Raw genomic sequence first — 13,043 nt, 5'->3', positions numbered from 1 at the left:
CTAGAGGTAGAGAAGTTTTAATACGTTTAGTTGATTCATCAAGGGAGTGATTCCATGCAAACTTTATCAGCAACTGATTTAACACTTGGTTATGGGGAAGATATTATTATAGATGACTTAAATATAACGATTCCCAAAGGGGAAATCACTGTGTTTATTGGCGGAAATGGGTGTGGGAAATCTACACTACTGCGTTCCCTTGCAAGGTTGTTGAAACCAAAAGTTGGAGAGGTAGTATTAGATGGCACTGATATTGCAAAAATGGGTACGAAGGAAGTCGCAAAAAAATTAGCCATTCTTCCACAAAGTCCTATAACTCCAGAAGGACTGACGGTCTATGAGCTTGTCAAACAAGGTAGACATCCGTACCGAGGTTTTCTTAAACAATGGTCTCCAGATGATGAGTCTGCTGTTAACCATGCTTTAACCTCTACCAACATGGTGCATTTGAAAGACAGGTCTGTTGATTCACTATCTGGCGGACAACGACAACGCGCATGGATTGCTATGACGTTGGCTCAGGAAACAGACATTATTTTGCTTGATGAACCTACGACTTATTTAGATATGACACATCAGATTGAAGTACTTGATTTACTGTTTGAGTTAAACGAAAAAGAGGGACGTACGGTAGTTATGGTGCTTCATGATTTAAACCTTGCTTGCCGCTATGCACATCATATTGTTGCGATAAAAGACAGACAGATCTTTTCACAAGGGAAACCTGAAGAGATTATTACTTGTCATCTTGTGCATGAAGTATTTCAGATGATGTGTGATGTGACCTTTGATCCGCGATTTGGCACCCCGATGTGCATCCCTCACGGTAAAGGGCGTTGTATAATGAATAATAAACAAAAAGCAACTGAATTAGCTTAGCACATAATAAAATTTTCACCTTAGCAAAAAGCCACTCATCATTCGAAATTCAAGCTATATTTCGAATGATGAGCGGCTTTTTTTGTGATTGGAAATAATAATAAAACAGTCTTTTATACATGCTTTTCTATTCTTAAGCCAAATTAAGAGTAGGAGGTGTAGTATGGAGAAGAAAAAATACTATGTAAATGTGGGCTCAGGTGAAATATCTCAAGTGAAGTATGACAATAATGAAGAATTTATAATACATGCGACAGAAGACGAAGTGATTTTTTTACGTGAAAAATTTAATAACATGCATGACGCAGGAATAAGAACTTTCTTTCGTGCACATGTTCCGATTATGTCCTACCACAATGATCAATCGAATGATTCTTATGATGCAGGGCTACAACAAGCGTATCAGATGTTATATGAACTTGGAGACGAACAAGCTAAGGCTCACATTAAAGATATGGGAATTTTAGGCGACACGCATATGTAGGATATACAAGGAATAAGATACGAGATAGGTATCTTATTCTTTTTTTATCCGAATAAAAAAGAGAGTTTGATTTTTGTAAAGTCTTCTCACAGTGGATGTACCATTCGGGACATTTGTAATAAAGCAAAGATGGTTTCCATAGTTCGGGTGTGGGGGCCCCGATAATTTTAGGTGGGGCAAGAGTAATCGCAAATGGTCTTTGATGGGTTGAGTAACCATAATCTCAGCCCACTGGTTAGACAAGCTTTTCCCAGGACAGGATGAATTAAGTTTTTTTCTTCCTTATCACAGGGCGCTTGTGCTTTTATAAAATGTTTATCTAGAAAGGAAATAAGGTATAAGGGTTGTGTAGATACATATTTAATTCTAGGAGGGTTCTACATGTTAAGTAAGTTTAAAAGGCATTCCTTTTTGTATATTATAGCGGTATTCATTCTTTTTTCATTCGTAAATAGCAATTATACTAATCCAGTTAATGCCAAGGAAGGTACTGCTGCAGAGGTAGAAGAAACACAAGAGGAGTCAGAGAAAACCCATGAAATAACCCATCGTGAAATAACGGATAAAACGTCTCGGTTTATGGAAATATTGGTTCAAAAAGTGGATGACAATTATAAAGTTAAACAATACCAAACGAAAACAGATTTACTGAAAGCATTTGAGGAAGTGGCCACAAACGACGTAGCTCAGCCATATGTAGATTATTATTATGATGAGAAGAGTGATGGTCTTTACATTTTCCCTACGGAGACACCGGCATGGTTTGTGGAAGAAAATGCTTATGATATAATACAAGTGGAAGGTAATAAAGCTAAAGTAATTCAAGAAAATAAAAGTGCATTGCATGGTACGTATCATATTGAAATTGAATTTACTTTTCAGAAGGAGTGGAAAATAACCGATATCAAACATTCATAATTGATTGTTTGAAATGAAGGCAGTTGAATGTGTATGAATATTTTTAAAGATTATTATAATAATAAAGTGAAATTATCATTCGAAGACCACCCATTTACGTCCAAGCCAAAGCATGTTTGGGTGATCTGTAAATATAAAGATCATTGGCTTTTAACCAAACATAAGGAAAGAGGATTAGAATTTCCAGGTGGGAAGGTCGAAATAGGAGAAACTGCTGTACAAGCTGCCGAAAGAGAAGTAATGGAGGAAACAGGCGGGAAAATAGCTGAAATGAAATACATTGGTCAGTACTTTGTTTCTGGAAAAAAAGAAAATGTAATAAAAAATGTTTATTTTGCAGTTATTGATGAATTGTTTCCACAACCTACTTACTTTGAAACGGAAGGACCAGTGTTACTGGAGACCTTACCAAATGACGTAAAACATAATCGATCGTACAGTTTTATAATGAAAGACGACGTATTGGTTCATTGCATGAAGCTCATTAAAAATCGCCTTTAATGCTAAGGCGATTTTTAATGATTTTCATTTTTATCCGGAGTGTTTAATTAGCCAGCGTTCCAGCTTTTCTACTGCTTTATACATTATGGCAGCGAAAATGGCTATTAACACAAGGGCGGAAAGTACCAGTGAAAAGTCAAATACTTGGAAGCCATATATAATTAAATAGCCTAACCCTTTTTTTGCTACTAAAAATTCCCCTACAATGACCCCTACCCATGAAAGGCCCACATTTACTTTAAGAGTGGAAATTATAGCAGGAAGTGTTGCAGGAAAAATTGCCTCTTTAAAACATTGCCATCTTGTTGCACCAAAACTTTTTAATACTTTCTCATAATTGGGATCAACTTCATTAAATGCTGAGTAGACAACAAGGGTTGTGATGATAACAGATATAATGGCTCCCATTGCAATAATGGAAATATACCCTGTTCCTAAAGCAACGATTAGGATAGGTCCAAGTGCCACTTTTGGCATTGCATTCATAATAACCAAGTAGGGATCCATTATCCTCGAAAATCGTTGAGACGACCAGAGTAGAGTAGCAAAAAGCACCCCAGCAAGAGTTCCGATTAGAAAGCCGGCAATGGTTTCAAAAAGGGTAACCTGGACATGTGACAGCATCGAGCCATCACCTAGCTTAGTGTAAAGAAGTTCAACAATAGAGGAAGGGGAACTAAATAACAATGGATCAATCCAGTAGAATCTACTGGATAATTCCCATAAGGCGATGAATACAATTAGAATACTAAGCTGCCAAATCCACACAATCCGTTTTTCCTTTTTTATTTTTTGTTGATATTGTTTAAATAAGTGGGCATCATTTTTGTGGTTCATTTACTTTATGCACCACCTTTGTATTTTCAGATTCCTTTTCATTTTTATTTAATTCTTCCCAGACTTTATCAAAGAGAAGCTGGTATTTGGGATGTCTTCTTACTAAAAACGGGTCCTCATTTCTAAGTTCGAGAGGCACTTCAAATATTTTTGCAATTGTACCTGGATTAGCATCCATGACAAATATTCGATCACTCATCGCAATCGCTTCCCCAATATCATGGGTGACCAGTACGGCTGTTTTTTGATACATTTTTAATAACTTTGATACTAAATCCTCGAGTTTTAGTTTTGTCTGATAATCCAGTGCAGAAAAAGGTTCATCAAGCAAAAGTATTTTAGGGTCATTAATCAATGTACGAACTAGAGCTGCACGTTGGCGCATACCGCCTGATAATGAAGCAGGGTATGCGTCAGCAACGTTGGGTAACCCAACTTCCTCGAGCATTTCCCTTGCCTTATTTTTTACATCCTCTGTTTTCTTGTTATAGATTTTTGGACCGAGTAATACATTCTCCATAATAGTTTTCCAAGGAAAAAGATAATCTTGTTGTAGCATATAGCCAATGGCCAGAGAAGACTCGTGTAATGGTTTCCCTTGTAAACGTATGGTACCGCTGGATTGTTTAATAATCCCAGCAATTATGGATAATATTGTTGATTTTCCACAACCACTTGGGCCGAGCAAGGAAACAAACTCACCTTCTTTGATGGATAAATTGATATCGTTTAAGGCTTTTGTATACCCACTTTTCGTGAAATATAGATGAGAAACATGTTCCAGATTAAGATAGGACATAAATAATCCCTCCTTATTCCTTAATCACTTCTTCAGCAAACTTCGTATTTACAAGTTCCTCATATGCGGCATCTACTGGCAATTCACCCGCTTCATCCATAATGTTTTTTAGGTTGTTCCACTCTTCTTTATCAAGAATAGGATCGGTTGCGAATGAACCCTGGCTTTTATAACGGTCAATGGAGGAGGTGAGCATTTCTAAATCTGTATCTTCAAAATATGGTTGAATTACACTGGCGATATCTTCTGCACTATTATTTTCTACCCATTGTTGGGCCTTGTAGACAGCTCTTGTAAATGATTCTACTGTCTCCTCATTTTCCTTCATAAAGCTTTGTTTCGTCATATACACTGTGTAAGGCACATGACCGGATTCTTCTCCAAAGGAGGCGATAATATGACCTTTACCTTCTTTTTCAAAGGTACTCGCAGTTGGTTCGAATAGTTGAACATACTCTGCGTCTCCTGAAACAAATGCTCCTGGGATGTTAGCAAAATCAATATTCTGTTTTAGATTTAAATCGCGATGGGGGTCAATACCGTGTTTTTTAAGAACAAATTCGCCAACCATCTGTGGCATTCCACCTTTTCTTTGCCCAAGAAAGGTGCTGTCCTTTAAATCTTCCCATTGAAAATCAGGCTTAGGTTCTTTCGCTACGAGGAAAGTGCCATCTGTCTGTGTTAATTGTGCAAAATTTATCGCATAATCCTTAGAGTTTTGTCCGTAGACATATATCGATGTTTCTGAACCGACCAAAGCTACATCAGCGCCATCAGATAAGAGGGCAGTCATCGTTTTGTCGCCACCCCACGTAGTTTGTAGCTCTACATCTAAACCTTCTTCTTCAAAAAAGCCTTTTTCTATGGCTACATACTGTGGGGCATAAAAGAGTGATCGTGTAACTTCAGCTATGTTTATAGATGTAGTTTTTTGAGAACTGCAGGCAGATAGTATAAGTACAGTTACAGCTGAACATATTAAAAGAAGTTTTATTTTTTTCATATTTTCAGTTCCTTTCCAATTGGTATGTCACAATAGAATATGCTTTTTATAAATAATGTGTGAACGCCCAATTAAATAAAACCTTAAATAGATAAGGTAAACTTCTATGGTCTCACTTATTACATAGTAGGAGCGAATTGCGAACTAGTGAAAAAACTATCAGCAGGAGAGCGGAAGAATCCGCCACGGAAAGATTAATTACCAATGTTTATCTATACTGGCACTTTTTAATGCCTTATCCAAAGAAGCATAATATAAAAAAACCGACCTCCATTTGGAGATCGGCTGTTAGTAGCATACTAACGAATTTTTACTCATATTGTTAAATCCTTATGGGATGAGGTAATGAATTTAATCGTTAACCTTTATATATAGGTCCTGCTTGCTTGATATCATCACTAGCTTTGGTAAACTTTTTGAAGTTTTCATGAAACTTGACTGCGAGTGACTTTGCAGTAGCTTCATATGCTTCCTTGTCTTCCCATGTATTAATTGGTACTAAGACTTCATCTGGTACACCAGGTACATGTATAGGGATTTCTAAACCAAAAATTTCATCTTTAGTTGTCTCAGCGGTATTTAGTTCACCTTCCAGAGCAGAATGAATCATTGCTCTCGTATAGGATAGTTTCATACGATTACCTACTCCGTATGAACCACCAGTCCACCCGGTGTTAACAAGAAATACATTGGCATTATATAAATCAATTTTCTCACCAAGCATCTCTGCATAGGTAGCAGGGGCAAGTGGAAGAAATGGAGAACCAAAGCAAGCTGAGAATGTTGCTTGCGGTTCCGTGACTCCTCTTTCTGTACCAGCAAGCTTACTAGTGTAGCCGCTTAAGAAATGGTACATTGCCTGTTCTTTAGTTAGTTTACTAATTGGCGGTAATGTACCGGAAGCATCCGCTGTTAGAAAGATAATGGTATTTGGGTGTCCTGCAACACTTGGTGTTACAATGTTATCGATATTTTCCAATGGATATGCTGCTCGTGTGTTTTCAGTTAACGAAGTATCATCATAATCAGGAATTCTTGTATCATCATTAAGGACTACATTTTCCAATACAGAACCAAAGCGGATCGCATTAAATATTTGAGGCTCCTTTTCAGCCGATAAGTTAATACACTTAGCGTAGCAACCGCCTTCAATATTAAATACACCATTTGGACTCCAGGCATGCTCGTCATCCCCAATTAATTTCCGGTACGGGTCTGCAGATAGGGTTGTTTTCCCTGTACCTGAAAGACCGAAGAACAATGCCACGTCACCTTCTTGACCTACATTAGCAGAGCAATGCATAGATAAAACATCTCGTTGAGGTAATAAATAATTCATGACAGAGAAGATGGACTTCTTAATTTCTCCTGCATATTCTGTTCCACCAATAAGGATGATTCGCTTTTTAAATGATACAATTACAAACGCTTCTGAGTTAGTATTATCCACCTTCGGATCCGCTTTAAAAGTAGGGGCAGATACAACAGTAAACTCTGCCTGGTGTGTTTTAAGTTCTTCATTAGTAGGTGTTATAAATAGCTGACGGGCAAATAAATTATGCCAAGCATACTCATTAATTACCTGGATTGGTAATCGATATTTTTTATCAGCACCAGCGAAGCCTTTAAATTGAAATAACTCTTCTTTTTCAGTTAAATAAGAGATAACCTTCTTATAAAGTTTCTCAAAGGTTTCTTCGTCAATGGATTGATTGACAGCTCCCCAATCAATGTATTTTTCACAAACTTCATCCTTAACTATAAACTTATCTTTAGGTGAACGTCCAGTATACTTTCCTGTTGTTGCACAAACGGAGCCAGTTGAAGTAAGCACACCTTCATTCCGAGAGAGAATCTTCTCAACTAATACCGGAACGGATAAATTTTCGTTTAGGTTTCCATGTGTGTAAAGCTCTTTTAATGATGATCTCTCAACTGTTTTCATATAAGATACCTGCCTTTATGGGAAAGTTTTAATACCACTACTTTATAGTGAATTCGTAATCTGATTATTAGTATAACACATTTAATGTAATAGTCCATACTATTATCGATATTAAATTATTGTGACTCGTGTGACAATTAAGCTCCAAGAAATATTTAGTTGACAGCAGGGTCCTGTTTCGATAAGCTAAAATTCGAACGGATACTCTCTTATTCAGAGTTGGCGGAGGGACAGACCCTATGAAACCCAGCAACCATCACTCTTGGTGAAAAGGTGCTAATCTGGTGCAAGGATATTTCCTTGAACAATAAGAGCGAAAGGCCACTATTCCTTTCCTCGCTATTGTAGGAAGGGCTTTTTTGTTTAATAAAATGATCCTTTAAAATGATAATACTTGATAAATAGAGGTCCGTAAAATAATTATTAAAGGAGGATTTAGCCATATGGCTGCAAATCGTCGTTTGTTTACATCTGAATCAGTAACAGAAGGGCATCCTGATAAAATATCTGATCAAATATCTGATGCGATTCTCGATGAAATTTTAAAAACAGATCCATATGCCCGTGTTGCGTGTGAAACAACTGTGACAACTGGGCTTGTACTAGTTTCCGGAGAAATATCCACGACAACTTATGTCGACATTCCGGCAATTGTAAGACAAACTATTAAGGACATCGGTTATACTAGAGCTAAATTTGGTTTTGATGCTGAAACCTGTGCGGTACTTACAGCAATTGATGAACAATCCCCTGATATAGCGGGCGGAGTTGATAAGGCTCTAGAGGCTCGACAGGGTAAAATGAGTGATGATGAGATTGCTGCGATCGGGGCTGGCGACCAAGGTTTGATGTTTGGTTTTGCTTGTGATGAGACAGAAGAGCTCATGCCACTGCCTATTTCCCTTGCGCACAAATTAGCGAAGCGGTTGGCTGATGTAAGAAAAGATAAGGTACTTGAATATTTACGACCTGATGGAAAAACCCAGGTAACCGTAGAATATGATGAGAACGATCAACCTATACGTATTGATACTATTGTAATCTCCACACAACATCATCAAGATATTACTTTGGAGCAAATTGAAAAGGACATTATTGAAGAAGTAATTCGACCTGTAGTGCCAAATGATTTGTTGGACGAAAATACAAAGTACTTTATTAATCCAACCGGCCGTTTTGTTATTGGGGGGCCACAAGGAGATGCTGGTTTAACTGGTCGTAAAATAATTGTAGACACATATGGAGGTTATGCTCGTCATGGCGGAGGAGCATTTAGTGGGAAAGATTCTACAAAGGTGGATCGTTCTGCTGCATATGCTGCTCGTTATGTAGCGAAAAATATTGTTGCGGCCAAGTTGGCCAAATCGTGTGAGGTTCAACTAGCTTATGCGATCGGTGTCGCCGAACCGGTTTCTATTGCCATCAATACTTTTGGAACAGGAAAAGTCAGTGAGGAAACATTAGTAGAAGCAGTTCGCAAGTTATTTGACCTTCGACCAGCAGGAATTATCCGTATGCTTGATCTTCAAAAACCGATTTTCAAAAGTACTGCTGCATATGGACATTTTGGAAGAACTGATCTATTATTCCCTTGGGAAAAAACAGATAAAGTAGAAGAGCTTAATGCTTTAACATTGAATTAAAATCAAAGGCAATTGCAGCTAGATTAGCTGCAATTGCCTTTGTTAATTGCTGTATAAGTTGCACGAACTTAGTGGACAAGTAATCATACCCTTGCACCTTTGTCGCGACGAATTTAGCTTGTCTCATTTCTTGCGCTTTTGTTCTATAAATTTGTATTTTCTTTATAATATTTCCCTTTCTCTACGTAAGAATTCCTTACTCTCTCCATTTCTGCAAAATCTTTTTCATTCAATTCCCTTACTACTTTAGCTGGTCTTCCTAATGCCAGCACATTTGGTGGAATTTTTTTGCCTGGAGGAATAAGGCTTCCTGCACCGATAAATGCATTCTCCCCTACTTCTGCACCGTCCAGTATAATAGAACCCATACCAATAAGTGCATTTTTCTTAATTACTGCGGAATGTAAGGTTACCTGATGGCCAATAGTAACATCGTCCTCTACAATAAGAGGGAGGTTGGGACTTTGATGAAGCATGGATAAGTCCTGGATACTAACCCTTTTACCTATTTTGGTTGGGGCTACATCTCCTCGTATTACCGTTTTGAACCAGACGCTTGTTTGTTCGTCTATGGATACATCACCAATGATAGTGGCATCCTTAGCAATGAATGCTGTTTCATGTACAGTTGGTACTTTTCCTTTATATGCATGATATTCCATAGTCATCCTCCTTTGAAATACGATATTTCCTCTTATTTTTTCTCGATAGCGATAATAAATGGTGGGTTGTTTTTTTGATTGATAAAACCATATTGAAGTACACTATACTCTTTTTGTTCCAAATTCATTACGTGTTTTAGCACAGCATTCTTTTCTTCTTGTCCTCCGGGGTGACCATGATAAACAACTAGAACGATAAGTCGGCCACGCTTTAAAAAATCTAGAATAGTGTCTATTGCAGAAATCGTCGATTCTCCATTCGTGATAATCATCTTATCACTTTTAGGTAAATAGCCAAGGTTAAATATTGCCCCGCCTATCTCGTTATCCTTATCTATATAATTCTTAAGATGCGCATGGCTATCCTGAATTAATGAAACATTAAAACGATTATGTTCAACTAATTTCTGTCTTGTAGTGTCAATTGCCTGTTGTTGGATGTCACAAGCAATAACATGTCCATTCGTACCGACTATTCTACTTAAAAATAACGTGTCATTTCCATTACCACAAGTAGCATCGATCGTTGTGTCTCCGGGCTCTACTGATTCTTCCAACAAATAGTGAGCAAAATTTAATATTCCCTTTAACATGTTTAACTCCTTTATTTTTGACGATATAATTATTCTAACAGAACTAACAAGGAATTTCCTTGACAAAGCAATCTCCTTTCATTACAATTCGAGATACATAATATATCGACGATGTGAAGGATTAGTAATATACATTTTCAGGCGAAGAGAGGCAGTGGTTGGTGAAAACTGTCGTTGAAGTGTTTATGAACTCACCTTCAAAGTTGCAGGAGTGAAAATAAGTAATTCCTGCCGTATATCTGCGTTATAGATACAAGTGAACACATTAGTGTTAATTTGGGTGGTACCGCGGGAAGTTAAAGCCTCTCGTCCCTTTTTGTAGGGATGAGTGGCTTTTTTTTATGTATAAGGAGGAAAAAATTATGAGTTTTAATCACCGGGAAATTGAAAAGAAATGGCAAGAATATTGGTTAGAAAACAAAACTTTCAAAACAAATACATTTTCAGAAAAAGAAAAAGTTTATGCACTTGATATGTTTCCATACCCATCAGGGGCTGGTCTTCATGTTGGGCATCCGGAAGGGTATACCGCTACAGATATATTCTCAAGAATGAAAAGGATGCAGGGTTATGAAGTACTCCATCCAATGGGGTGGGATGCTTTTGGACTTCCAGCCGAGCAATACGCTCTTGATACGGGTAATAGCCCAAAAGAATTTACTGCCAAAAATATTGCCACCTTTAAGAGGCAGATTCAAGAGTTAGGCTTTTCATATGATTGGGATAGAGAAATAAATACAACAGATCCGAACTATTATAAGTGGACCCAATGGATATTCACGAAATTGTATGAAAAAGGTCTCGCATATATGGACGAGGTTGCGGTAAACTGGTGTCCTGCACTAGGAACAGTGCTTGCCAACGAGGAAGTAATAGACGGAAAAAGTGAACGGGGAGGCCACCCAGTTGTTCGTAAGCCGATGAAACAATGGATGCTAAAAATTACTGCTTATGCTGATCGTTTACTGGAAGACCTTGAAGATGTAGACTGGCCGGAAAGTATTAAGGATATGCAGCGAAACTGGATTGGTCGTTCTGAAGGGGCAGAGGTAACTTTTGAAATCGATGGTTTCGACGAAAGCTTTACTGTGTTTACAACAAGACCTGATACATTGTTCGGAGCTACCTATGCAGTACTGGCGCCTGAGCACCCATTTGTTGAAAAAATTGTAACTAATGCTCATAAAGAAGATGTAGAGTCTTACTTAAATAAAATTCAAACAAAATCAGATCTGGAACGTACGGATCTTGCAAAAGAAAAGACTGGAGTATTTACAGGGGCCTATGCAATTAACCCTGTAAATGGTGAAAAGATGCCTATTTGGATTGCGGATTATGTACTGATGTCTTATGGCACAGGTGCAATCATGGCAGTTCCTGCACATGATGAACGTGATTATGAATTTGCTCAGAAGTTTGAATTACCTATTACCGAAGTGGTTACGGGAGGAGATGTTTCCAAAGAAGCATACACCGGAGATGGTAAACTGGTTAACTCTGATTTTCTGAACGGTCTGGGAAAAGACGAAGCAATTAGTAGGATGATTGAATGGCTGGAGGAAAATAAGAGAGGATCCCGAAAAATTACGTATCGTTTACGCGATTGGTTATTCTCAAGACAACGTTATTGGGGAGAACCAATTCCTATCATTCATTGGGAAGATGGATCGATGACTGCTGTACCTGAATCAGACCTTCCGTTGGAACTTCCAACTATGACAGAAATCAAACCATCTGGTACTGGGGAATCACCTTTAGCGAATAGTGATTGGGTAAATGTAGTTGATCCAGAGACAGGGATGAAAGGACGCCGTGAAACAAACACGATGCCTCAGTGGGCAGGAAGCTGCTGGTATTTCTTACGTTACATTGATCCTGATAACTCAAACCAATTAGCAGATCCGAAAGCGCTGAAAGAATGGTTGCCAATCGATATATATATTGGAGGTGCTGAACATGCGGTACTCCATCTGTTGTATGCTCGATTCTGGCATAAATTCTTATTTGATATTGGGGTGGTACCCACTAAAGAACCATTTATGAAATTGTTTAATCAGGGAATGATCCTTGGTGAAGGTAATGAAAAAATGAGTAAATCAAAAGGAAATGTAGTAAATCCGGATGATATTGTAATGTCTCATGGAGCAGATACACTACGTTTATATGAAATGTTTATGGGACCGTTAGACGCAGCGGTAGCGTGGTCGACAAATGGACTTGATGGAGCAAGGCGTTTTCTTGACCGCATTTGGAGATTAATGATCACTGAAGATGGTAACCCAGCAGAAAAGATTAGCGATAAAATAAACCCGAGCCTCGAAAAGGTCTATCATGAAACTGTTAAAAAAGTTACCGAGGACTTTGAAAACTTACATTTTAATACAGGTATTTCTCAAATGATGGTCTTTATTAATGAAGGATATAAAGCAGAATACCTTACAAGGGAGTATATGGAAGGCTTCATTAAACTGATCTCACCTGTAGCACCACATATTGCTGAAGAATTATGGAGTCGTCTAGGGCATCCTGAAACAATTAGCTTTGAACCGTGGCCTGTATACGATGAAACAAAGCTGGTTGATGATGAGGTAGAAATAGTCATTCAAATTATGGGGAAAGTACGTAATAAGCTTCACGTTTCTAAGGATATTTCCAAGGAAGAGTTAGAAAAAATAGCCTTGGAGGATGACAAAATTAGTGATCTACTTGAAGGGAAGACGGTTCGCAAGGTGATTGTAGTTCCCGGGAAGCTTGTTAATATTGTAGCTAATTAAACAGA

The 13,043-nt window shown here is 38.0% G+C and carries 13 protein-coding genes, 1 riboswitch and 1 other annotated feature; of the genes, 6 read left to right on the top strand and 7 right to left on the bottom strand.

Annotated features, from left to right (window positions below; translation table 11 throughout):
* The first annotated feature begins 54 nt into the window (after nucleotides 1-54).
* From X953_RS12580 to ytkD, 4 genes are all read left to right on the top strand, one after another.
* Nucleotides 55-879, top strand: a complete 825-nt coding sequence (locus X953_RS12580; protein ID WP_040955894.1) for an ABC transporter ATP-binding protein — start codon at nucleotides 55-57, stop codon at nucleotides 877-879.
* A gap of 163 nt (nucleotides 880-1,042) precedes the next feature.
* Entirely contained in the window at nucleotides 1,043-1,363 is a 321-nt protein-coding gene (locus tag X953_RS12575) for a hypothetical protein (protein WP_040955893.1), read from the top strand.
* A gap of 381 nt (nucleotides 1,364-1,744) precedes the next feature.
* Nucleotides 1,745-2,281, top strand: coding sequence for a hypothetical protein (locus X953_RS12570; RefSeq protein ID WP_040955892.1), 537 nt, complete (start codon nucleotides 1,745-1,747; stop codon nucleotides 2,279-2,281).
* A 33-nt stretch (nucleotides 2,282-2,314) separates the two neighbouring features.
* Nucleotides 2,315-2,782 carry an RNA deprotection pyrophosphohydrolase gene (gene ytkD, locus X953_RS12565; protein ID WP_040957103.1) on the top strand — a complete coding sequence of 156 codons (468 nt, stop codon included), beginning with the start codon at nucleotides 2,315-2,317 and terminating at the stop codon, nucleotides 2,780-2,782.
* Between the two features lie 30 nt (nucleotides 2,783-2,812).
* Here the strand turns inward: ytkD and X953_RS12560 are convergent, their stop codons facing one another.
* The 4 genes from X953_RS12560 to pckA all read right to left on the bottom strand — a co-directional run bounded on the left by X953_RS12560 (nucleotide 2,813) and on the right by pckA (nucleotide 7,366).
* A complete protein-coding gene (locus X953_RS12560; protein ID WP_040955891.1) occupies nucleotides 2,813-3,619 on the bottom strand; it encodes an ABC transporter permease in 807 nt (268 codons plus the stop codon).
* Nucleotides 3,603-4,418 (bottom strand): ABC transporter ATP-binding protein, encoded by an 816-nt coding sequence (locus X953_RS12555; protein WP_040955890.1) that lies wholly within the window; start codon nucleotides 4,416-4,418, stop codon nucleotides 3,603-3,605. The genes X953_RS12560 and X953_RS12555 overlap by 17 nt, the downstream gene beginning before the upstream one ends.
* 13 nt (nucleotides 4,419-4,431) lie before the next feature.
* Complete coding sequence (locus tag X953_RS12550) at nucleotides 4,432-5,421, bottom strand: ABC transporter substrate-binding protein (RefSeq protein ID WP_040955889.1); 990 nt, start codon at nucleotides 5,419-5,421, stop codon at nucleotides 4,432-4,434.
* A gap of 358 nt (nucleotides 5,422-5,779) precedes the next feature.
* A complete protein-coding gene (pckA, locus tag X953_RS12545; protein ID WP_040955888.1) occupies nucleotides 5,780-7,366 on the bottom strand; it encodes a phosphoenolpyruvate carboxykinase (ATP) in 1,587 nt (528 codons plus the stop codon).
* A gap of 206 nt (nucleotides 7,367-7,572) precedes the next feature.
* Nucleotides 7,573-7,680, top strand: a riboswitch (SAM riboswitch).
* Nucleotides 7,681-7,809: 129 nt separating this feature from the next.
* Here pckA and metK point away from each other — a divergent pair.
* On the top strand, nucleotides 7,810-9,009 hold the full coding sequence (gene metK, locus X953_RS12540) for a methionine adenosyltransferase (protein ID WP_040955887.1): 1,200 nt from the start codon (nucleotides 7,810-7,812) through the stop codon (nucleotides 9,007-9,009).
* Here metK and X953_RS19825 read toward each other — a convergent pair.
* Genes X953_RS19825 through X953_RS12530 form a run of 3 tightly spaced genes read right to left on the bottom strand, consistent with a single transcriptional unit; the run spans nucleotide 8,987 to nucleotide 10,264 of the window.
* Nucleotides 8,987-9,136, bottom strand: coding sequence for a hypothetical protein (locus X953_RS19825; protein WP_156958486.1), 150 nt, complete (start codon nucleotides 9,134-9,136; stop codon nucleotides 8,987-8,989). The genes metK and X953_RS19825 overlap by 23 nt on opposite strands.
* Before the next feature lie 16 nt (nucleotides 9,137-9,152).
* On the bottom strand, nucleotides 9,153-9,671 hold the full coding sequence (locus tag X953_RS12535) for a gamma carbonic anhydrase family protein (protein WP_040955886.1): 519 nt from the start codon (nucleotides 9,669-9,671) through the stop codon (nucleotides 9,153-9,155).
* A gap of 32 nt (nucleotides 9,672-9,703) precedes the next feature.
* Complete coding sequence (locus X953_RS12530; protein WP_040955885.1) at nucleotides 9,704-10,264, bottom strand: class I SAM-dependent methyltransferase; 561 nt, start codon at nucleotides 10,262-10,264, stop codon at nucleotides 9,704-9,706.
* 102 nt (nucleotides 10,265-10,366) lie between these two features.
* Nucleotides 10,367-10,581 (top strand) — a binding site (T-box leader).
* 45 nt (nucleotides 10,582-10,626) lie between these two features.
* On the opposite strand from X953_RS12530, the gene leuS reads away from it, so the two are divergent.
* On the top strand, nucleotides 10,627-13,038 hold the full coding sequence (gene leuS, locus X953_RS12525; RefSeq protein ID WP_040955884.1) for a leucine--tRNA ligase: 2,412 nt from the start codon (nucleotides 10,627-10,629) through the stop codon (nucleotides 13,036-13,038).
* Nucleotides 13,039-13,043 lie beyond the last annotated feature (5 nt).

The organism is Virgibacillus sp. SK37, assembly GCF_000725285.1.
Lineage (GTDB): Bacteria > Bacillota > Bacilli > Bacillales > Amphibacillaceae > Virgibacillus_Q.
This window is presented reverse-complemented; position numbering and strand designations above follow the sequence as displayed.

Excerpts from the sequence above, each read along its gene's own strand:
- X953_RS12580 (WP_040955894.1), top strand. The coding sequence starts at position 55 with ATGCAAACTTTATCAGCAACTGATTTAACACTTGGTTATGGGGAAGAT.
- X953_RS12575 (WP_040955893.1), top strand. The coding sequence starts at position 1,043 with ATGGAGAAGAAAAAATACTATGTAAATGTGGGCTCAGGTGAAATATCT.
- X953_RS12570 (WP_040955892.1), top strand. The coding sequence starts at position 1,745 with ATGTTAAGTAAGTTTAAAAGGCATTCCTTTTTGTATATTATAGCGGTA.
- ytkD (WP_040957103.1), top strand. The coding sequence starts at position 2,315 with ATGAATATTTTTAAAGATTATTATAATAATAAAGTGAAATTATCATTC.
- X953_RS12560 (WP_040955891.1), bottom strand. The coding sequence starts at position 3,619 with ATGAACCACAAAAATGATGCCCACTTATTTAAACAATATCAACAAAAA.
- X953_RS12555 (WP_040955890.1), bottom strand. The coding sequence starts at position 4,418 with ATGTCCTATCTTAATCTGGAACATGTTTCTCATCTATATTTCACGAAA.
- X953_RS12550 (WP_040955889.1), bottom strand. The coding sequence starts at position 5,421 with ATGAAAAAAATAAAACTTCTTTTAATATGTTCAGCTGTAACTGTACTT.
- pckA (WP_040955888.1), bottom strand. The coding sequence starts at position 7,366 with ATGAAAACAGTTGAGAGATCATCATTAAAAGAGCTTTACACACATGGA.
- metK (WP_040955887.1), top strand. The coding sequence starts at position 7,810 with ATGGCTGCAAATCGTCGTTTGTTTACATCTGAATCAGTAACAGAAGGG.
- X953_RS19825 (WP_156958486.1), bottom strand. The coding sequence starts at position 9,136 with ATGAGACAAGCTAAATTCGTCGCGACAAAGGTGCAAGGGTATGATTAC.
- X953_RS12535 (WP_040955886.1), bottom strand. The coding sequence starts at position 9,671 with ATGGAATATCATGCATATAAAGGAAAAGTACCAACTGTACATGAAACA.
- X953_RS12530 (WP_040955885.1), bottom strand. The coding sequence starts at position 10,264 with ATGTTAAAGGGAATATTAAATTTTGCTCACTATTTGTTGGAAGAATCA.
- leuS (WP_040955884.1), top strand. The coding sequence starts at position 10,627 with ATGAGTTTTAATCACCGGGAAATTGAAAAGAAATGGCAAGAATATTGG.